General features: G+C 49.3%; 18 protein-coding genes. 9 read left to right on the top strand and 9 right to left on the bottom strand.

Going from position 1 to position 20,273, the window contains the following annotated elements; all coding sequences use genetic code 11:
- Window positions 1-15 precede the first annotated feature (15 nt).
- On the bottom strand, window positions 16-561 hold the full coding sequence (gene apt, locus N8M53_RS04455; protein WP_269579624.1) for an adenine phosphoribosyltransferase: 546 nt from the start codon (window positions 559-561) through the stop codon (window positions 16-18).
- Between the two features lie 37 nt (window positions 562-598).
- Window positions 599-1,006, bottom strand: a complete 408-nt coding sequence (locus N8M53_RS04450) for a YbaN family protein (protein ID WP_269579623.1) — start codon at window positions 1,004-1,006, stop codon at window positions 599-601.
- A gap of 423 nt (window positions 1,007-1,429) precedes the next feature.
- Between N8M53_RS04450 and N8M53_RS04445 the strand changes: the two genes are divergently transcribed.
- Entirely contained in the window at window positions 1,430-1,813 is a 384-nt protein-coding gene (locus N8M53_RS04445) for a DksA protein (protein WP_269579622.1), read from the top strand.
- Between the two features lie 133 nt (window positions 1,814-1,946).
- On the opposite strand, the gene N8M53_RS04440 is transcribed toward N8M53_RS04445, so the two are convergent.
- Together N8M53_RS04440 and N8M53_RS04435 are read right to left on the bottom strand one after the other, a co-directional pair.
- Window positions 1,947-2,594: a DUF2057 domain-containing protein gene (locus N8M53_RS04440; protein WP_269579621.1), complete on the bottom strand. Its 648-nt coding sequence runs from the start codon at window positions 2,592-2,594 to the stop codon at window positions 1,947-1,949.
- Window positions 2,595-2,682: 88 nt separating this feature from the next.
- Window positions 2,683-3,645, bottom strand: coding sequence for a porin (locus tag N8M53_RS04435; protein WP_269579620.1), 963 nt, complete (start codon window positions 3,643-3,645; stop codon window positions 2,683-2,685).
- Between the two features lie 538 nt (window positions 3,646-4,183).
- Here N8M53_RS04435 and dinG point away from each other — a divergent pair.
- From dinG to N8M53_RS04405, 6 genes are all read left to right on the top strand, one after another.
- Entirely contained in the window at window positions 4,184-6,256 is a 2,073-nt protein-coding gene (gene dinG / locus N8M53_RS04430) for an ATP-dependent DNA helicase DinG (protein WP_269579619.1), read from the top strand.
- Between the two features lie 14 nt (window positions 6,257-6,270).
- Complete coding sequence (locus N8M53_RS04425) at window positions 6,271-7,044, top strand: sulfite exporter TauE/SafE family protein (protein ID WP_077667551.1); 774 nt, start codon at window positions 6,271-6,273, stop codon at window positions 7,042-7,044.
- Between the two features lie 24 nt (window positions 7,045-7,068).
- Window positions 7,069-7,620 (top strand): primosomal replication protein, encoded by a 552-nt coding sequence (locus tag N8M53_RS04420; protein ID WP_269579618.1) that lies wholly within the window; start codon window positions 7,069-7,071, stop codon window positions 7,618-7,620.
- Between the two features lie 14 nt (window positions 7,621-7,634).
- A complete protein-coding gene (locus N8M53_RS04415; protein ID WP_269579617.1) occupies window positions 7,635-8,561 on the top strand; it encodes a histone deacetylase in 927 nt (308 codons plus the stop codon).
- On the top strand, window positions 8,558-8,740 hold the full coding sequence (locus tag N8M53_RS04410) for a DUF2496 domain-containing protein (RefSeq protein WP_269579616.1): 183 nt from the start codon (window positions 8,558-8,560) through the stop codon (window positions 8,738-8,740). The genes N8M53_RS04415 and N8M53_RS04410 overlap by 4 nt, the downstream gene beginning before the upstream one ends.
- Before the next feature lie 582 nt (window positions 8,741-9,322).
- Window positions 9,323-10,753, top strand: a complete 1,431-nt coding sequence (locus N8M53_RS04405; protein ID WP_269579982.1) for an alanine/glycine:cation symporter family protein — start codon at window positions 9,323-9,325, stop codon at window positions 10,751-10,753.
- 109 nt (window positions 10,754-10,862) lie between these two features.
- Here N8M53_RS04405 and N8M53_RS04400 read toward each other — a convergent pair whose 3' ends face one another.
- The 5 genes from N8M53_RS04400 to N8M53_RS04380 form a co-directional block, all read right to left on the bottom strand.
- Complete coding sequence (locus N8M53_RS04400; protein ID WP_046073593.1) at window positions 10,863-11,066, bottom strand: hypothetical protein; 204 nt, start codon at window positions 11,064-11,066, stop codon at window positions 10,863-10,865.
- A gap of 138 nt (window positions 11,067-11,204) precedes the next feature.
- Window positions 11,205-11,936 carry a 3'-5' exonuclease gene (locus N8M53_RS04395; RefSeq protein ID WP_269579615.1) on the bottom strand — a complete coding sequence of 244 codons (732 nt, stop codon included), beginning with the start codon at window positions 11,934-11,936 and terminating at the stop codon, window positions 11,205-11,207.
- A gap of 9 nt (window positions 11,937-11,945) precedes the next feature.
- On the bottom strand, window positions 11,946-13,823 hold the full coding sequence (locus N8M53_RS04390; protein WP_077667549.1) for a DUF294 nucleotidyltransferase-like domain-containing protein: 1,878 nt from the start codon (window positions 13,821-13,823) through the stop codon (window positions 11,946-11,948).
- Between the two features lie 157 nt (window positions 13,824-13,980).
- Complete coding sequence (locus N8M53_RS04385; protein WP_269579981.1) at window positions 13,981-15,597, bottom strand: BCCT family transporter; 1,617 nt, start codon at window positions 15,595-15,597, stop codon at window positions 13,981-13,983.
- Between the two features lie 427 nt (window positions 15,598-16,024).
- On the bottom strand, window positions 16,025-17,641 hold the full coding sequence (locus tag N8M53_RS04380) for a BCCT family transporter (RefSeq protein ID WP_269579980.1): 1,617 nt from the start codon (window positions 17,639-17,641) through the stop codon (window positions 16,025-16,027).
- Between the two features lie 548 nt (window positions 17,642-18,189).
- On the opposite strand from N8M53_RS04380, the gene N8M53_RS04375 reads away from it, so the two are divergent.
- A complete protein-coding gene (locus tag N8M53_RS04375) occupies window positions 18,190-19,413 on the top strand; it encodes a NupC/NupG family nucleoside CNT transporter (protein WP_269579614.1) in 1,224 nt (407 codons plus the stop codon).
- Window positions 19,414-19,545: 132 nt separating this feature from the next.
- A complete protein-coding gene (gene yjjG / locus N8M53_RS04370) occupies window positions 19,546-20,223 on the top strand; it encodes a pyrimidine 5'-nucleotidase (protein ID WP_269579613.1) in 678 nt (225 codons plus the stop codon).
- The last annotated feature ends 50 nt before the right edge of the window (window positions 20,224-20,273 follow it).

The raw sequence follows: 20,273 nt of genomic DNA, 5'->3' as shown, positions 1-20,273 counted from the left end.
GCATATAGCCTGGCATTAATGGCCTGCAAACTCGCACAAGCTATAAACACTGATCCCAAGCGCGGCCAGTTTTTCTTCACCGCCGATATCCGGCAAGCTTATCACAAAGCCGGCGTGTTCTACGGTACCGCCTAAACGGCGCACCAGCTTCACGGTGGCTTCTATGGTGCCACCTGTCGCCAGCAGATCGTCAATGACGAGCACTTTATCGCCCTCGTCGATCGCATCACGGTGAATTTCTAAGGTATCTTCGCCGTATTCCAGCTGATAGTTCTCGCTGATCACCGCGCGTGGTAATTTGCCAGGTTTGCGAACCGGCACAAATGGCAGCCCTAACGCCAGCGCCAGTGGCGCACCAAATAGAAAGCCGCGCGATTCAGTGCCAATCACCTTGGTAAACCCATGATCACGGTATTGTGCTACCAAGGCATCAATCGTCGCTTGGTACGCAACTGGGTCTTCCATCAAGCTGGTCACATCGCGAAATAAGATGCCAGGCTTGGGATAATCTGGGATGGTTTGAATACTTTGTTTGATGACATTCAAGCTGTCGATGCTCATGGCCAATTCTCGCCGATAAAAAACGCAAACAGCAATGTTATGAATTTTCGGCCGAGCCAGCAACAGATTCCGTTTCAGGTAGGCGGAGAAACCAGCACAAGAGCACAATTAAACACATGACGAGTAGCCCTTTAAGCCACATTGCACCGACGATATAAATGGAGAAACTGAAACTTGCCACAATCATGACCGTCGCGCGCCGCTTAACTTTGCGACTAATTGCGCGCTTTTGGTACCAATCGGTCAGTATGGGTCCAAACGTGGGATGGGCGTGGAGCCAGTTAGCGATGCGGGGAGAGCCACGCATAAAGCAGCCACTGGCGAGCAGCAAAAATGGCGTGGTAGGGAGTACAGGCAAAAAAGCCCCTGCCGCACCCAGCGCGACCCATAACCACCCTAATCCGTTCCATAACCAACGCCAAGCGGCTGTCGGTGCTTGCTGCATAGTAACCAATGACCTTTTGTTGAGCTTTCGTGGCTCTCTTTCACTCTCACTAGTGTAGTGGCAGAGTTAAGACAGGTACAGGATGGCGAATAAGGAATGCGGCGCGGTGAGTGAATAAGGCGGTGATTAGCCGCCAAAAATAATGCCAAGCCACGTGAGGCTGGCAGGTAAGGTCGGGATCAGTAAGACCAGCAGAAAGCCGATGAAATACTTAACGTTATAAGGCTCTTTAAAATCGTGTTCCATTTTGTTACTTCACTCACAACAGCATAACAACAGTGAGCGGCTACTATAGCTCAGGTGAGCACCGCTAAAAACGGACTCTTTGTAAGGTTTTAGCTGGATCCTTGATTTACATCAGGGTAACAACTTGTGCAACTGGGTCATGATAAAAGTCATTTTAGCCAATCAAGCGAACTGACCATGGATACGACAACCCTTGCCCAGCTTGGGCGTGAGCTTAACCGCGAGCGCACTGAACTGGTAGCAACATTAACCACGCGATTGCGTGAAGACTGGGACAAGCATTGCGAAAACCTCACCATTTCGGATCTGATTAAAGAGAGCCAAGGGGTACCTGGTGCCATCCGATGCCTCGGTGAACGTTTAGAAAAAGTCGATGCGGCTTTATGTGCCATGGATTTGGAGATTTATGGCTTGTGTGCCGATTGTGAAAGTGAGATTCCACTGGATGATTTAATTAAAGACGCCGCCGAGCAGCGCTGCCCGCAGTGTCGTGCGTCGAATTATTATCATCACGATCCAGCCACTCGCCGAGCCACAGCAGGAGCACGTAAAACCGTGTGATCGCGAGGTTGACTTTCGCTTGTCTCATCGTGGCTTAAACGGAACGCGCCCAGCATCAGCTGGGCGCGTTTTTTATTGACGGTTTAAAGCTGTCAAGCGCGTGGTACTAACGACCACCCATCACACTAGGCAATTAATCTTGGTCAATAATCCAACGACGGAACGACTTACGCTCTTGATCACTGGCTTTGGTGTACCAAAGCTTCAACTGCGACAAAGCGTCACCCTTAATTGAGGCTTGGCCTTGATCGTCCACCTCAACCAATACATCGTTGAGGTTCTTGCTCTCACCTTGGTCGATAATGATGCCATTCTCACGGTTATACTCCGCCACCAGCGCTTCCATGTCTGCATAGGCGGCAAACCCATCACCTTTTAACTCGACAGCGTCTAAAGGCATCACATCACCATTGTCGAACTCGGCTTGCCATTGCGGGGTGCCGTCAAAATAACTGGTGGCTTGGCTTTTTACCCGCAATTTCGAGTCAATATTGATAGTAGCATTACGCCCATCGACCTCTAGTTCAAACAGATACGGGCGAGAGGTATAGATCACCTTTTGGCTCCCTCTCTTTACTTCTCCGTCAAAGCGCATCACTAATTGGTGGGTACCGTTATCTAGCTCAATCGTCTGCTGCGGTGCCCAGTTTTCAAAACTGATTTCCTTGCCATCAACCACCACAAATTCAATATTACGTGCTGAGGTAATTTCTGCCGCATTAACCACACTCGCTGCTATAAGAGTGCTGAGCACCAAGCCCATGCCTACTACTTTTCTCATTTTTTCTCCAAATCGTGATAATAAAAAAGCCGCCCTAAGGCGGCTTTTGTAATCAGTGCTACGTTTAGCAGTGATGGTATAAGCTCAATTAGAACTTAACTTCCATACCTGCTACATAACCCCAATCGTTGTTATCAGCGTCGTTGTCACCAACTTCTGCGTATACTTTTGCATTGTTGTGCAGTGCATAAGTTACGTTCGCGTAATAACCTGTTACGTCATCACCGCTGTCAACGTCTTTGTTGTCAACACCGATAGCATAAGTTGTTTTACCGTGCGTGTAATCAGCAGCTACAGAGAAGAAATCAGCTTCTTCGTCGCTTGAGCCAGTGTCAACAGTATTAACACCATAGGCAGCGGCAAGACTTACGTTTTCGATGCCAGCATACTCAACTTCAAAGTTGTAGTTCTCTACATCACCTTTCGAAGCATAGACGAAGTCGTCGCCGTCTCCGTTCACACCTGCGTCATCCGCATAATAGTAGTACACACGCATGTCGACATCAGCTACACGATAGCCAAGACGGCCGTCGTAGATTTTGTACTCGTCGGTTGACTCTTCACCATCGCTGTTTTGCAGCGTAGATAGGCCTGCGTAGAATGTACCGTTGTCGTAAACGTATTTAGCAACTTGGTCACCTTCAGTGCGAAGAGTACCGTTAGAAGCTGATGACAACTCGTAGTCTTTGGTGATGCCCATGTCATCGTTGATCAGCAGTTGACGACCGAAAGTAAGCGTACCCCAGTCACTGCCTTTGAAACCAACGTAAAGCTCATCGTTTTTAGTGGTGCTGTCTTCGAATTTAAATGCGAAGTGACCGATTGCAGCCAAGTCTTCAGAAACAGCAACTTCGGTGTTAACAGCGAAGTCACCGTCATCTAGGCGCCACTCGCCATCTTTGTTTTCACCGATAGCTTGGAAGTATTGCACTTCGGCTGCACCAGACGCGTCTACTTTAACGCCTTCTGCGTCATACAGGTTGATGCTTGCTGATGCTGAGCCAGCAGCCAGCAGAGCTGGTACTGCCATTGCTAGAATAGTCTTTTTCATGGTTAATCCACTGCCTTTTCTATTTAGTCATTATGAGTTCCTTCTTGGAACTCTGTTTTATGGTGACTGTCATTCTATTACCAGCAGCAAAAACGCTGCGAAGAACAAAATGCCAGTTCACTGAAACTTCGTGGCTAATCGTGCAGAACATTTGTAGTTCTGTCAACTCACTGGAAGCGCATTACAATCTAGACAAAAACCGCTTAAAAACAACAATATAGTGATATTTGTTGAACTGAGATCACAGTTTATCTCGCGATCACCTGTCCTTTTGATGAAAATAAACAACAAACACTAACAACATAAAACACCAAAAACGTCACTTTAAAAAACAGTTTTTAGAATAAAAAACTAATCAGTGGCTTAAATCAGGCGTTTTGTTAATCAAACGGCAGATCAGCAAGATAGCGAAGAATGGTTCAAATTAAATTCGTGACCAGGATCTCATATCTGTAAGGAAATCTTGCAGTTCGCGATCGTTTTCACGTTTTTGCCTCGTGTTATACTGGCCGCCAACCTTTGCAACTCGGACCTGTTGATGCTCAGCCCTGCCGTAAAATCAGACATTCGCGCGTGCTACCAAACGCTACAAGATCAACTTCCCCACTTTATTCCCCGTAAAGCTCAGAACTATTTGGTGGCAGAGCTCGCGAAAACCCTGGCCGGTGATTACGAGCCTAAACGCCGATTATTAGTGGCAGAAGCAGGTACTGGGGTCGGTAAGTCGATGGCCTATCTGATGGGAGCGATCCCATTTGCACTCAACAACAATAAAAAAGTGGTGATTTCCACCGCGACAGTGGCGTTGCAAGAGCAGCTTGCCAATAAAGATATCCCGTTTTTTCATCGCATTTGCCCAAAGCCGTTTGATTTTATCTTGGCCAAGGGTCGCAAACGCTATTGCTGTATACATAAGCTAAGCGCGGTCGCGGATACGGAAAGCATTCAAGGCGCGCTATTTACCCAAAAACCCAAGCGCAGCGAACAATTGTTACTCAACGATCTCTACGCTGCACTGAGTCGGGGCAAGTGGGATGGTGACAGAGACAGTTGGCCAAAGCCCATTGCTGATCATCTTTGGCAGGCTATCGCCTCTGATAAGCACACTTGTCACGCTGGTTTGCCCGCCCACCGTGGTTGCCCGTTTGCTAAAGCACGCGAAGCGATGGATAAAGCGGATGTAGTGGTGGTGAACCATAGCCTACTGCTGGCCGATTTAGAGCTCGGTGGCGGGGTGATCTTGCCCGAGCCAGAACAATGCCTGTATATGATTGACGAGGCACACCACTTGCCCACTGTCGCGCGAGACTTTTCTGCCGCCAGTGCCAGCCTGTTGGGTGTGATCAGCTGGTTAGAAAAGCTCAATCAAGCGACGACCAAGTTGGGGAATACCGCTGATATTAAGCGTGCACATCGGTTTGTCGATAGCTTGCTAGACGCGATTCAAACCTTAATCCCAGGCTTACGCGACGTGAAGCAACAGCTCAGTCAATTGCCGCTCAACGATGATGGTTGCTACCGCTTTGCCGATGGCGAGCTCCCCGATGCGCTTATCTCGCCCAGTGAACAACTCAAAACCGCGAGTAAAAAAGCCCATCAAGCATTGGGGAAAATTCATGATTTGATCAATGAGCGTCTGAAAGAAAATGACATTTCGGCAAAACTGGCTGATCCGGCACTCGCGGAAACGGCTTTTTTCCTGCAACGGTTAGAGAACCTGGAAAAAGTATGGACCTTGATGGCCCAGCCTAATTCGAACAAAGGTGCCCCTTTGGCGCGTTGGTTGCAGGCGTGTCGCGAGCGCGAAGGCGATCTTTGGGTGCATGTCTCTCCTTTGGAAGTCGGTTGGCGCCTAGACCAAATGCTCTGGTCTCGCGCAGCCGGAGTGGGCCTTTTTTCCGCCACTTTGCGTGCTCTAAATCGGTTCAGCTATTTCTGCCGTCAGGTTGGTTTGAGCGAAACCGATGGCTCGCGTTATCTAGCCTTACCCTCACCGTTTGATTACGCCAATAAAGCGCGCTTGGTGATCCCGACGATGCCTTGTGAGCCCCAAGCCAGTGCCTTTACAGATGCATTAAACGAGAAAATACTTGAACACCTAGAAGGTGAACGTGCCTCTTTGGTGCTCTTTGCCTCCTACTGGCAAATGAAACAAGTGACACAAGCAATTGAAAGCACTTGCAAGCAACGGGGCTGGCAATTGCTTTGCCAAGGTAGCCAGTCGCGTACCGCGTTACTCAAAGCGCATCAACAAGCCGTTAATGATGATAAAACCAGCATCATTTTTGGCACTGGCAGCTTTTCCGAAGGCTTAGATTTACCGGGTAACTTATTGACCAACCTCATTATTACTAAGATCCCCTTTGCGGTGCCAACCTCGCCGGTTGAAGAAGCGCACGCTGAATATATCGAGCGCTGTGGTGGCAACCCGTTTTTACAAATTGCCGTGCCAGAAGCAAGTAAAAAGCTGGTGCAATCAGTGGGGCGACTACTGCGCAAAGAAGAGGATTCTGGTAAAGTAGTGCTTCTTGACCGGCGCATTATCACCCGTAGATATGGCCAATCCTTACTCGACTCGCTACCACCCTTTAAACGCGTGATCGAACCTTAAACTGACGAGTTAACATGCTGGAACTGATTGACCTCTCTACTTTAGTTATTCTGGGGCTGACTGCTTTTGTCGCTGGATTTATTGATGCGGTCGCTGGCGGCGGCGGCATGCTCACTGTGCCTGCTCTATTATCACTCGGCCTGCCGCCGCATGTTGCCTTGGGGACTAATAAGCTGGCCGCGACCTTTGCGTCGAGCACCGCTGCCTTCACCTACTATAAAAAGCGCCTATTTTCTCCCTTGTTTTGGCAACATGCATTTTGGGGCACCTTAATTGGCGCCACGGCCGGCACCCTGCTGGTGGACGTTTTGAGCACCGAGTGGCTCGAAAAAGCGATACCGATCGTGGTATTGGTGGCCGCGGTGTATACCATCTGGCACCCACACCCAAAGGGGGATAACAACCAACTACCCACACGTTGCCCCAAATTGCCGATAAAACAATGGAGTCAGGGTTTATCTCTTGGCTTTTACGACGGGGTGGCAGGTCCAGGAACCGGTGCGTTTTGGACCGTGTCGACCATGTCGCTCTATCGGATGAATATCTTGCTATCCTCTGGGTTGGCAAAGGCGATGAACTTTACCAGTAACTTCACCTCACTGGTGGCGTTCGCGCTATTAGGCCATGTGAGCTGGGCGCTGGGCTTAACCATGGGCGCGTGTCTTATGCTGGGCGCCTTTATTGGCGCGCACTCAGCAATCCGATTTGGCAGCCGCTTTATACGTCCGATTTTTATTACCGCCGTGGTTATTTTAGCGGGCAAACTTGCCGTTGATGCGTGGTTTTAGCCCTCAATAAAAGAGAACGACACCATGAAAGCGCAAATCGATGCAATGGCTCAACATTTAGACCAACTTGCTGTTCAAGCGGCAGAGGTCGACCGGCGTCGCGGTGAAGCCAAAGCACCTTTATTTGCCACACCGCTTTTTCACTGCAAAGGTAAGCTGTTAACACCTTGTGTTAATGAAGCGCAAGCCTTATTGGAGGTGATGCGCCGCGACCATCAACAAGGCGTGCTAACGGATGCGCGTGCCACCCATATTTGCGAAACCTTATTAGCGCAAATCACTGCACTGCAACGTGAGCTTGCAACCCAACCTTTACGTAAGCAAGAACAGGCGCGGCGTGGCCCTCGTCGCCAGTCGATCGGTGAGCTTTATCAAGACTTGGCCAAACACCAAGATTGGGAAAGGCGTCTCGCCGACAAGCTCCGCGACGCCAACGCCAGCGTAGACATGGCCTCAAGTCCTGCTGTGCGGCAACAATACCAAAAACAGGTCCTAGCACTTGAGCAGCGCCTTGCACGGTGCACCAAAGCCCGAGAACGTATTGAAACCACTATTACTTACCGGGAAAAGCGATAACGTAAGGAGCGAATGTGCTACCACTGATATACCACCCCATTTACTCTGATTTTCCGCTTCCCGAGGGTCACCGTTATCCACTGCAAAAGTACCGGCTACTTTTTGAGCGCTTGCAAGCACTTGCCTTGCCGGTTGAGTTTTACCGGCCAAGCGCCGCACAAAGAGAGGTCATTGACGCCATTCATGACCCCGCCTATGTAAGTCAATTACTCGAGGGAAGCTTGCCTTTGGTAAAAATGCGTCGTATTGGGTTTCCTTGGAGCGAGTCGCTAATAAAACGCAGTTTAACCTCTCTGGGCGGCACCACATTAACGGTGGATCAGGCATTGCGCACGGGTCTGGCTATTCACCTTACTGGCGGTTACCACCATGCCCACTATGATTTTGGCAGTGGCTTTTGCTTATTTAACGACTTGATGATTGCCGCCCGTCATGCGCTCACTCAACCGGGGATAGAGACGGTAATGATCGTCGATTGTGATGTTCACCACGGTGACGGCACCGCCGCGCTGGCCTCCTCACATCCAGATATTGTGACCTTTTCCGTCCACTGTGAGAAAAACTTTCCCTCGCGAAAACCATCATCAACGCTTGATTTACCCCTCCCGATTGGCACCCAAGATAACGACTATCTTGATGCCTTTTTGCCTTTACTCGACCTTGCACTGGCTCAGCACCGCCCCGACATGGTGATCTATGACGCTGGCGTCGACGTTCATAAAGACGATGCATTGGGGTATTTGTCACTCAGCACTGAGGGCATTTTTCAACGCGACACAGGCGTGCTATCACGGTGTGCCGCCCACCAGATCCCCGTCGCTGCGGTCATTGGAGGTGGTTATCATGACACCCACGACCAGCTGATCCCGCTGCACGAACAACTCATCCAAGCCGCGATCACCCACTTTCCCGACTTTTCAGCCAGCCTGGAGGCATCATGACTGACTCACACCCTTCCTCGTCAAAAGCACTCGAAGAGGCACCCGACGACGTAAAACTCGCCGTTGATCTTATCTATTTACTTGAAAGCCATGAAATTGACACCGACACAGCCCTATCCGCAATCGATATCGTTAAACGTGACCTGCTGACAAAGAAAGCCGCGTCACCCAACGAATAAGTCACCTTTATCTACCCATTCGGGCAGAGTGGTTGGAGATTCAGTGCGATGAGTCAACGGCAATATGAGGCATTGATCACATTTCGTTCAGCGCGCAATAAAACAATATTTAATCAAAAAATACGGAATAATATGCGAAAGTCGCCGAGATGACTGCTTTAACATCAAGTAATTAGCGTGCAAAGCATTACATTCTGGTTACAGTTTTTAGTGCTATTATTAACACTTAATGCCGTTCAAAAAACCAACAAATCAATAATCATCTAGTGTTTTGTCTCACAAATATCGGTATTATCCGGCGTGCTCCACTCAGTGTATTGATGTGCTAAGACATCAATATCGCTGGCAACGGCGCACTCTGGCAACAGCCGAGCATGGATTCAAAATGCTGTTGCAGATCCAACATCGCGCGTCATAGCGAGCCAGATTTTTTGGTGCTACCGCGCGTTTCGTTGCTCACCTGCATGGACGGCAGAGATCTCACATGGACAGTGGTTGTCGACCCTCGCTCTTTCACGATGAACCTGAGTTCACGTGTTTATCGAGTTAGGCGTCTCCCAACAGACAAAACAGAGTTTAATGATGGAACAACTTAAAAATCTATTTGTGTCCATAGTCGATACAGGTAACGGCCTCCTTTGGGGCAGCGTACTCATTTATCTTTTGATTGGCTTAGGTTTGTACTTCACCGTACGATCTGGCTTTATTCAATTCCGTAACTTTGGCCACATGTTCAAACTCATGGCCAACAGCCGCGATGGCGCGTCAGGTGGTATCTCTTCTTTCCAAGCCTTTAGTACAAGTCTGGCGGCGCGCGTCGGTACCGGGAACATGGCCGGTGTGGCCGTCGCACTCTATCTGGGTGGCCCTGGTGCTATCTTCTGGATGTGGCTAACGGCATTGGTCGGCATGGCAACCAGTTTCGTCGAATCCACCTTGGCGCAGGCGTACAAAGTTAACCACAACGACAAGACCTTTCGCGGTGGTCCAGCTTATTACATTGAGAAAGGTTTAGGTCAGCGCTGGTTAGGCATTGCGTTTGCGATCTGTCTGATTATCGCCTTTGGCCTGGCGTTTAACGGTGTCCAGTCCAACTCGATTGCCGCAGCAATGAATACCGCATTTGGCTTTGATGCCTTAGCGGTTGGCATCGGCCTTGCCCTCGTGACCGCGCCCGTGATTTTTGGTGGTATGCGTTCGGTTGCGCGCGTGGCCGAGCTGATCGTGCCGTTCATGGCACTAGCGTATTTGTTGGTCGCACTTGTCGTGGTCGGTATGAATATCGAACAGCTGCCTGCGGTAATCTCAACCATTGTTAAAAGTGCGCTCGGGCTTGAACAAGCGGCTGGCGGTGCAATGGGCTATGCCATTGCGCAAGCGATGATGCAAGGTATTAAACGCGGTTTGTTCTCGAACGAAGCAGGTATGGGTTCAGCACCGAATGCCGCCGCTACCGCAACCACCAAGCCAAATCATCCAGCAGCACAAGGCTATGTTCAGATGCTCGGTGTTTTTGTCGACACCATCGTTATCTGTACCGCGACGGCATCGATCATCTTGATCTCCGGTATGCTTGAGCCAAATAGCGGCCTCACGGGTATTGCGCTTACCCAAGAAGCACTGGTTAGCCAAGTAGGTGACTGGGGCGCGGCCTTTATCGCCGTCGCAATCCTGCTGTTCGCTTTCACCTCTATCATTGCCAACTATTCTTATGGTGAGTCAAATATCGAGTATATTTTCCGCTCGAAGAACGCGATTTTGCTTTACCGCATTGCCGTGTTAGCCATGGTGTTGGTGGGCGCGATTACTGATTTACCGTTAATCTGGAGCTTTGCGGACTTGTCGATGGGCATGATGGCCGTGATCAACTTGGTGGCTATCGCGCTCTTGTCGGGTATCGCGTTTGCGCTGATGAAAGATTATGAAGATCAGCGCCGTGCGGGCAAAAACCCAACCTTTGATCGTACTAAGTTCCCGAAACTAGATAAGCAAATCGATAAAGACGTTTGGTAATCCCCTACGGGTCATACGAAAAAACCACCGAGCAATCGGTGGTTTTTTTTGCACTCATGTTTAAGCCTTAGGCTTATGCGCTGTCGCCGTTATACCAAGGTCTCTAAGGCTACACGCTCAACCAATAGCCAATGAGTAGGGCGAAAACAAGGCAAGCGCCAGCATAAAAACCCAACTCAATTTTACGTGCGGTCATATCTTCAGCTTCTTCAGGCTTTAAAGTGATCCCCCAATACGCAAAGCCAATGGACGATGACAGCAATAGCACGCCGAGACCGAACGCTAACCCTTCAACCGCATGGATCAATGTCATTTTTCCTCTCACTCCGTCACTGACTTGTAGCACGTCGATTATACGCCTTGTCAGTCACTACGGAAACCACCAGTAAAGGGTTCATTCGTGTTCTCGCCACGATATCAGCTGCTTTAGCAGCGAGAATTGTTCCCGCGGCTAGCGCCATAATTCACTAATGGGCGTGTCCGGTGAAAAGTCATGGGCAATTTGCGCTTGCAGTAACTCAGCGGTAGCCATCGCATCCGTCAGTGCATGGTGGCTCTGGTAGAAAGGCAAGTGATAACGATGACGACTATCGGCTAAACGAATCGACTCAGGCGGGCGACGTGCAATCCAATCCATAAAGCTGCGTTTACCGCTTCTATGTTTGCGCGCCTCTAATTCCATGGTATCAACCATTGGGAAGATAATCCCCTCCCCCAAGCGTTGTTTGATCGCGCGATCCAGAAACTCCCGTTCAATACGGCGATAATGAACCACCACCACGGAGCCGGCCAACGCGCTCAGTAAAGGTTCAATCACATGCGAAAAGTCAGGCGCGTTGACAATATCAGAATGTGTAATCCCATGAATCACAATCGACGACTCTGCCAACGGCCGATTAGGGTTAACAATCCAGTGTTGCGCCTGCTGACAGCGAATGCGATTGAGAGTGAAAGGCACCAAGCCAATACTGACAATGGCATCTTGCTGGCTATCGAGCCCTGTGGTTTCAAAGTCTAACGCCACAAAAGACACTTGTGAAACAGGTGTATCAGGCGACACCCAGCCTTGTTGATAAAATGCTTGTAATGTTTCGTGCTGCACCGTCTCACGTTTGGTTTCTAACATAGCACGCCAGTCCACGTGGTCGGCATCCTCTTTTTTTCTTAAATCGAAATGAAGCATACCCTCCCCTTAAGACCGATTCGGCTGATAACGGAATTTCAAGAACTTCTGTGCGTTACTTAAGATCTGAAACGCATCTTTGAGGTTTCGGCGCTCAAAATCAGACAGATTCTCTGGCTCGATGTTATTGTCCGGCTCGCGACCCGCTTCGATGTCTAACGCTTGGTGACGAATACGTACCATAGAGATAAATTCCATCGCATCGCGTAGGTCTGGCCCGCGACCTTTAGGCAAGATCCCCGACTCGATAATATCGTCCAAACGCTCAAAGGAGTTTTGCGAGCGTGAGTCGATCGCCAATGAATGTACCCGAATCAGATCAGCCAAAGGTGCCGTGCCACGACGTTTTAAGTTAATGGAATTGTTATGCCGCCCGTCTTGCTCCATGACAAAGTCTTTGAAAAAGCCCAGTGGCGGTGTGCGATTGAGCGCATTGCGTGCCATCGCCGCCAAGAAGCGGTTGTTGCGGCGCGCACGACGACCAATAAAGGCTTTAAGTTGCTCTGCCCAGTTGGTACGACCATGGACGCCATCAAGGTCAAAAAAGATATTGCTATCAAGTAACGAGCGTGGACTGGGATTATCAATCCAATCAGCAAAGCATTGCTCCCATTCTTTCAGCGTTTTTCGCCACTCAGGGTTAGTCGCCATAATATTGCCGGTGCAATACGTATACCCACACGCATTAAGGCCGTCAGACACACGTTTAGACAAGGCTTCAAAATACGCATTGTGCTGACTGTGATCATAACTATCGTCCAAAATAATCGCATTATCTTGGTCAGTAACAATTAACTGCTCGTCACGTGCCATTGACCCCATGGCTAAAAAGCAATACGGCACTGGCGGCTCTCCGAGCTCTTCCTCGGCAAGTTCAAGCAAACGCTGTTTAAAACTACGGCCAATCACCGACAATGCGGAACCTATCATATGTGAGTTCGCGTCTTCGTTGACCATACGGACAAAGCAATCCTTCACCTGTTTAGACAGGATCACCAAATCATCCACAGATTGTTGGCGGAAGATACTCGCCACCAAGAACAAACTGTTTTGCGACTCATAGCGCGCGATATCAGACAGTGCGACCACACCAATCGGCTTACCGTGTTGAATTACAGGCACATGATGAAGGTTTGAGCGCAAGATAGTCAGCATTGCCTCAAAGATATATGCATTGTGGTCAAGCGTGATCAGCTGTGGTGACATGATTTCTTGCACCGGCGTCTCATAAGGCAAGCCTTCCGCTAAGACGCGATTACGTAAGTCACGGTCAGTGATGATCCCCAGTACAGGTTCTATCCCGGTGTCAGGATCTGGCTCATCGCCCATCACTAAGATAGAAGACACGGTTTCCTGGGACATGACCTGTGCAGCATGCTGAACCGAATCCGTACTCGAAATCATTACCGGGTCACGGATAATCAGTTTTTTGACTTTGGAGGTGGTCAAGTCGTTGGCTTCATTATGACTCGATACCGCTTGACGTAACCGGGTTCGATCTTCCACCTCAACGAAATCAGCAAAGTGCTCAAAGTCGTCAAACAAACGGTTGAACATCGCTTCGGGGATGAAATAGACCAGAGTGTCTTCGATCGCTTTGGCGGGCATCCGGACGCGGTTATTCATCAAAAGCCCCATCTGACCAAAGATATCGCCTTCTGAAATACGGTTGTATAAGGTGCCATTACGGCGAAATAGCTCTACGGCGCCGCTACGCAAAATGGCTAAATCGTGAATTTCATCACCATAGGCAAAAATATCGGTGCCCGCGCGGTAGTAACTGATTTCAATGCTGGTTGCCACCTCAGCGACCACCTCTTCCGGCATCGCGTCAAACGGCGCGTACTGCGCTAGAAATGTCGCGATTTCAATCTGTTCAGCTTCCATAATGTCACCTAAACCTGGATTTTATTGTTGGGGTGCACCCCTTTCTGGCTTCCTTCGCAGGCGCCACAGCAAACGTGGTCGCCTGATAACAAAAAAGGCAGTCCCGAAGGTCTGCCTTTCCTATCTTAGCTAACAATCAAACAGTTAGCACACATCTTTATTTCGCGCGTGGCTCAGAGGCCAAGCCTTTAAACAAAGAAACAGTCGCAACCAGCAGCACCACCGCGAATGGGAAACCTGTCGAGACAGCCATCGCTTGCAACGCCACTAGGCCACCGCCGAGAATGAGTGCTACCGCAACCAAGCCCTCGAACGATGCCCAAAAGACTCGTTGTGAGACAGGCACGTCCATCTTTCCACCCGCAGAGATGGTATCAAGCACTAAAGAACCCGAATCTGACGACGTGACGAAGAACACGATCACCAAAATAATACCGATAAACGAGGTGATCTCAGCAAGCGGTAAGCCTTCAAGCATTGCAAACAGCGTCAAAGAAAGCTCAGCATCGACAACGGCGGTGTACCCCTCGTTAACAAACTGGTCAATCGCAGTCCCACCAAACGACGTCATCCAAAGGACACTCGCCGCTGACGGGATCAACAACACACAGGTAATGAACTCACGCACCGTTCGGCCACGCGAAACCCGCGCGATAAACATACCGACGAATGGGGACCAAGAAATCCACCATGCCCAATAGAAAGAAGTCCAACCTTGAGTAAAGTTGGCATCTTCACGACCAAATGGCATCGCCAATGCTGGCAAGTTTTCTAAATAGGCGCCGAGATTACCGAAGAAGCCAGTTAAAATCGCGAGCGTCGGGCCAACCGCAATCACAAACAGCAGCAATAAGAACGCAAGGATGAGGTTAATCTCGGATAAGCGCTTCACACCTTTATCAACACCAGCGACAACCGAGAAGATCGCCATTGCGGTGATCACCACCACCAAAATGACCTCTGTCGTTGCCCCTAAAGGCGTATCAAACAAGTAATGTAAACCACCTGATGCCTGCGACGCGCCGATCCCCAAAGAGGTCGCAAGGCCAAACAACGTAGCAACAATCGCGAGCACATCAATAATATGACCCGTCCAACCCCAAACACGTTCACCAAACAAAGGGTAGAACACCGAGCGGATAGTCAGGGGCAATCCTTTATTGTACGCAAACAGGGCAAGACCAAGCGCAAGCACCGCATAGATGGCCCAAGGGTGGAGCCCCCAATGGAAAATGGTCGCTGACATACCTAAACGACGTGCCGCTTCAGTATCCCCCTCTGCGCCCCCTAAAGGCGACCAGTCAGTCCGGATGCCATTGGCGTTCGTCGCCGTGCCATCGAGCGCGGTTTGAAAATGCGTCAGCGGCTCTGACACACCATAAAACATTAAGCCGATACCCATACCTGCAGCGAACAGCATCGCGAACCAGCCACCATAGCCGAAATCCGGCTTGGCTTCTGTGCCGCCAAGGCGCACTTTTCCGAGTGGTGAAGCAATTAATACTAAACAAGCAATAACGAAAACGTTACCGGCTGAAAGGAAGAACCAATCAAGATTCGAGGTTAACCAGGCACGTAAATCGCTAAAAACCGGCCCCATTTTGTCTTGAAAAGCCAAGGTCACAAAGACAAAGGCCATAATCGCCAGTCCTGAGACCATAAATACTCGGTTGTGAATATCAAAACCAAACGGGCCCACTTTTAGGGCGACGTTATCCTGACCAACCTGGTAATCAGTGTCGATCGGATTAACTTTTCCATCTGGCGTCATCATATCTTCATGGCTTTTATCGCTCACGCGTTAACTCCTTAGTTCGTCGATTCACAAGCCTTATGTGCTGCCGAACACTGCCGAAGGTTGCTTGGTATTTAAGCGTGATAAAAACACCAAAAAGGGTGGCAATGACAACACGGTCAACAAGAATATCATAGAGCGCACGCGCTTTAATTAGGCCCCTAACCGCTTGGTTACTTTGTCATCAAGGTTGTTACACACATACCTTGCCAGCACAGCTTTTTTACAACGAAGCGGATCCTTTGAACTCATTATTTAACAGTTATAACGATTGGATAAAGGTGCTACATGTTGGCGCAATCAGGGAAGAGACACGAATATTAGGTGGGAAAAACGTAACCGATAAAAAAGCAGCCCACTTGGGGGGCTGCTTTTAAAACCTTAACGCAATGTTAAGCATTTTGGCTTACGAGGCACGAGGCTCCGACGCCAAACCTTTAAACAACGACACTGTGGCAACCAACAAGACAATGGTAAATGGGAAGCCTGTCGAGACCGCCATTGCTTGTAGGGCGACCAAGCCACCGCCAAGGATCAGCGCAACGGCCACCAAGCCCTCGAAAGAGGCCCAGAACACACGCTGTGGTACAGGAACATTCACTTTACCACCGGCAGAAATGGTGTCGATAACCAATGAACCTGAGTCAGACGAGGTGATAAAGAACACCATGACCAAGATTATGCCGATAAACGATGTGATCGCTGCCAGTGGCAGGTCATCAAGCATCGCAAACAGCTTCAGTGATAGCTCTGCGTCCGCAACGGCTGTGTAGCCTTCATTAACGAACTGACCAATTGCGGTGCCGCCAAAGGCAGTCATCCACAATACACATGCGGCTGATGGGATGATCAACACACACGTGATGAATTCACGCACGGTACGGCCACGCGATACGCGCGCAATAAACATACCGACGAATGGGGACCAAGAAATCCACCATGCCCAGTAGAAGGATGTCCAGCCTTGCGTAAAGTTGGCATCTTCACGGCCAAATGGCATTGACAGCGCAGGCAGGTTTTGCAGATATGCGCCCAAATTACCAAAGAAACCAGTCAGGATAGCGATGGTTGGCCCCACTGCAATCACAAAGATTAACAGCAATAGCGCAAGAATCATGTTGACTTCAGATAGGCGCTTAACCCCTTTATCAACACCAGCAACAACCGAGAGAATGGCTGCCCCTGTAATACCCATCACCAACAACACTTCTGTGGTATCACCTAGCGGTGTATCGAACAGATAGTGAAGGCCGGCTGATGCCTGTGAGGCACCCAAGCCGAGCGATGTTGCAAGGCCAAACAAGGTCGCGATGATTGCTAAAATGTCAATCACATGGCCAGTCCAACCCCAAACACGCTCACCAAACAATGGATAGAACACCGAGCGCATGGTAAGAGGCAAGCCTTTGTTGTACGCAAACAGCGCCAAACCTAACGCCAATACCGCATAGATTGCCCATGGGTGTAAGCCCCAGTGGAAAATCGTGGCAGACATCCCCAAGCGGCGTGCCGCTTCTGTATCACCCGCTGCCGCACCCAAAGGCGCCCAGTCGGTGCGAAGGCCATCAGCCCCCACGGATGTCCCGCCTAGTGCAGTTTGGAAATGCGTCAATGGCTCTGAAACCCCGTAGAACATCAGACCAATACCCATACCTGCTGCGAAAAGCATCGCAAACCAACCACCGTAGCTGTAGTCGGGCTTCGCTTCGGTGCCACCGAGTCTCACTTTACCCAGCGGAGACGCAATCAGCACTAGACAGGCAATAACAAAAATGTTTCCTGCTGAAAGGAAGAACCAGTCTAGGTTTGAGGTGAGCCATCCACGTAGATCCCCAAAAACAGGACCAATTTGGTTTTGAAAGGCCAGGGTGACAAAAATGAAGGCCAAAATAGCCAGCCCTGAGACCATAAATACTCGGTTGTGAATATCAAAACCAAACGGGCCGAGTTTCAGTGCCACGTTATCCTGACCGACCTGATAGTCAGTGTCGATCGGGTTAACCTTCCCGTCTGGTGTCATCATATCTTCATGGCTTTTATCGCTCACGAGTTAACTCCTTAGTCCGTTTATTCGGAAGCCTGTGAGTGTTGGTGGTGCGCCCATTATTCATTGCTGTTCAAGCCATCTTTACCAGCAATCAAAGACCAGCTGTCACCACACAATCAACTACATTATCACATCTGAAAAAAAATTTAATTAGGCCCCTAACCAAATGTTCACTTTCTAACCAGAAACCTAACGCAAACTTCCCTCCATGCCCCGATTTTACTGGCTTTCCCAGTTATTTGAACTCTTTATTTCAGAACAATAAACAATTTGGTTAGTAAGGATTTAGAACGTCTAACACCCCTTTTAAATCATAGTCGTATTTTCCACTATTGCTAAGCAAACATCACGATCGTGAAACTCATCACGCGAGGTGTTTTTCTTCGACCTATCAATGTCTTCCTCTAGTGCAACAAAATGCAAACAAAAAATACACAAAGTGATACTTGTCACATAATAAAATCCAAGTACAATACCGCCGCAATCGTTTTCCATCTCAAGTTTAACGTTTGCGGAGCAACATCATGCAGTTTGGCATTGGCCTTTTGGGGATTAGCGTCCTCTTTCTTATCGCGGTTGGGTTTTCAGAAAATCGACACGCGATTAATTGGCGTACCGTCGGTGGTGCATTTCTGATACAAATCGTCTTCGCCGGATTTATCATCTCCGTTCCCCTTGGCCAGCGTATTCTCGCTAACGCCTCTGATGCCGTTTCATCTATTATCAGTTTTGGCGATATTGGCGCAGAGTTTCTCTTTGGCGATCTCGCCAAGTTCAAGCTTGGTTTTATCTTCGCCTTTAATGTTCTCCCCACCATCGTCTTTTTCTCTGCACTGATTGCCGTGTTATACCACCTAGGTATCATGACGTGGATTATTCGCTTGATTGGCGGTGTGCTGCGACGTGTTCTCGGCACCACTCGAACTGAGTCGATGTCTGCCACCGCTAATATTTTTGTCGGATCTGTTGAAGCTCCCCTGGTGGTTCGCCCTTTCCTCGCCTCAATGACACGCTCAGAATTGTTTGCCGTTATGGTCGGCGGGCTCGCTTCAGTGGCTGGCGGCACCATGGTGGGTTATGCCGGGCTCGGCGTGGAAATGAAGTATTTAATTGCCGCGGCTTTTATGTCAGCACCGGCAGGACTCATGATGGCCAAAATCATGGTACCTCAAACCGAGGAAGCATTAAGCCAATCCCAACATTCATCGGTTGAAGATGCACAAGACAAACCCGTTAACTTGATTGATGCAGGAACACAAGGCGCCTTAAGTGGCCTGCAAATTGCCATGGCGGTAGGTGCCAGCTTACTGGCCGTGATCAGCATGATTGCGCTAATTAACGGAGGATTGGCTAAGCTTGGTCCTATTTTGAACCTGCCTCAGCTAAGCCTTGAATGGTTGTTTGGCTACCTGTTTGCGCCCGTGGCTTGGTTAATTGGTATCCCTTGGCAAGAAGCCATGACGGCAGGCACCTTGATTGGTAAAAAAATCGCCGTGAACGAGTTTGTTGCTTTTGCCGATTTTATGAATTTAAAAGGCCAATTATCCGCCCATAGCCAAGCTATTGTGACGTTTGCACTATGTGGTTTTGCCAATTTGACCTCCATTGCCATGCTGATGGGAGGCCTAGGCGGCATCGTCCCCGAACGCCGAGGCGACATTGCTAAACTCGGTATGCGAGCTATTCTGGCAGCGACACTTGCCAACCTGATGAGTGCAACGCTGGCTGGCCTCTATCTTTCTCTATAATCCCCCAGAATATTCAATCAACGCCATTCACGCTGTTTCTCACCATGGACGGTGAGTAAACAAAAATGGGCTCGAAAACCGCACTTGCACTCTGTTACACTTAGTTAACTTTACGTAAAGAGATGTAATAACATGCGATACCCATGGGTTTTATTCGATGCCGACGAGACCTTGTTTCACTTTGATGCATTTTCAGGCTTACAACGTCTGTTCTCGCACTATGATGTCGATTTTGATCAGCAGGCGTTTGCCGAATACTCCGCACGTAATAAACCACTGTGGGTACAGTATCAAAATGGGGAAATTGATGCCCAGACTCTACAGACCGAGCGCTTTACTCACTGGGGAAAACGCTTAAACGTCGCTCCTTCCATCTTAAATCAAGGCTTTTTAGATGCCATGGCAGACATCTGTGAACCATTGCCAGGGGCACGAGAACTCATCGACGCCATTTCCCCGCATGCCCATATTGGTATCATCACCAACGGGTTTACGGCTTTACAAGATATTCGTTTAGAAAAAACAGGGTTGAAGGGTGCGATTTCTACATTGGTTATTTCCGAGCAAGTCGGTGTCGCTAAGCCTGATCCACGTATCTTTGAACATGCGTTTGAAAAGATGGGAAATCCGCCAAAAGAAAAAATCTTGATGGTGGGTGATAATCCACATTCCGACGTCCTCGGCGGCATGCAAGCCGGCATCGATACGTGCTGGCTAAATGTCGATAATACCCCAGTCCCTGAAGATATTGCGCCGACACACCAAGTTGACTCCCTACATCAATTAAAAAATTGGCTCCTGCCAACCTAAACGCTGAATAAAAAAAGAGAGCAACTATGCTCTCTTTTTATCGGCTCCAC

The organism is Salinivibrio kushneri, from assembly GCF_027286325.1.
GTDB lineage: Bacteria > Pseudomonadota > Gammaproteobacteria > Enterobacterales > Vibrionaceae > Salinivibrio > Salinivibrio kushneri_A.
The sequence above is the reverse complement of the archived record's forward strand: the minus strand, read 5'-3'. Positions and strand labels throughout refer to the sequence as shown.

Coding starts and splice junctions, on each gene's coding strand:
- apt (WP_269579624.1), bottom strand. CDS start 561: ATGAGCATCGACAGCTTGAATGTCATCAAACAAAGTATTCAAACCATC.
- N8M53_RS04450 (WP_269579623.1), bottom strand. CDS start 1,006: ATGCAGCAAGCACCGACAGCCGCTTGGCGTTGGTTATGGAACGGATTA.
- N8M53_RS04445 (WP_269579622.1), top strand. CDS start 1,430: ATGGATACGACAACCCTTGCCCAGCTTGGGCGTGAGCTTAACCGCGAG.
- N8M53_RS04440 (WP_269579621.1), bottom strand. CDS start 2,594: ATGAGAAAAGTAGTAGGCATGGGCTTGGTGCTCAGCACTCTTATAGCA.
- N8M53_RS04435 (WP_269579620.1), bottom strand. CDS start 3,645: ATGAAAAAGACTATTCTAGCAATGGCAGTACCAGCTCTGCTGGCTGCT.
- dinG (WP_269579619.1), top strand. CDS start 4,184: ATGCTCAGCCCTGCCGTAAAATCAGACATTCGCGCGTGCTACCAAACG.
- N8M53_RS04425 (WP_077667551.1), top strand. CDS start 6,271: ATGCTGGAACTGATTGACCTCTCTACTTTAGTTATTCTGGGGCTGACT.
- N8M53_RS04420 (WP_269579618.1), top strand. CDS start 7,069: ATGAAAGCGCAAATCGATGCAATGGCTCAACATTTAGACCAACTTGCT.
- N8M53_RS04410 (WP_269579616.1), top strand. CDS start 8,558: ATGACTGACTCACACCCTTCCTCGTCAAAAGCACTCGAAGAGGCACCC.
- N8M53_RS04405 (WP_269579982.1), top strand. CDS start 9,323: ATGGAACAACTTAAAAATCTATTTGTGTCCATAGTCGATACAGGTAAC.
- N8M53_RS04400 (WP_046073593.1), bottom strand. CDS start 11,066: ATGACATTGATCCATGCGGTTGAAGGGTTAGCGTTCGGTCTCGGCGTG.
- N8M53_RS04395 (WP_269579615.1), bottom strand. CDS start 11,936: ATGCTTCATTTCGATTTAAGAAAAAAAGAGGATGCCGACCACGTGGAC.
- N8M53_RS04390 (WP_077667549.1), bottom strand. CDS start 13,823: ATGGAAGCTGAACAGATTGAAATCGCGACATTTCTAGCGCAGTACGCG.
- N8M53_RS04385 (WP_269579981.1), bottom strand. CDS start 15,597: ATGATGACGCCAGATGGAAAAGTTAATCCGATCGACACTGATTACCAG.
- N8M53_RS04380 (WP_269579980.1), bottom strand. CDS start 17,641: ATGATGACACCAGACGGGAAGGTTAACCCGATCGACACTGACTATCAG.
- N8M53_RS04375 (WP_269579614.1), top strand. CDS start 18,190: ATGCAGTTTGGCATTGGCCTTTTGGGGATTAGCGTCCTCTTTCTTATC.
- yjjG (WP_269579613.1), top strand. CDS start 19,546: ATGCGATACCCATGGGTTTTATTCGATGCCGACGAGACCTTGTTTCAC.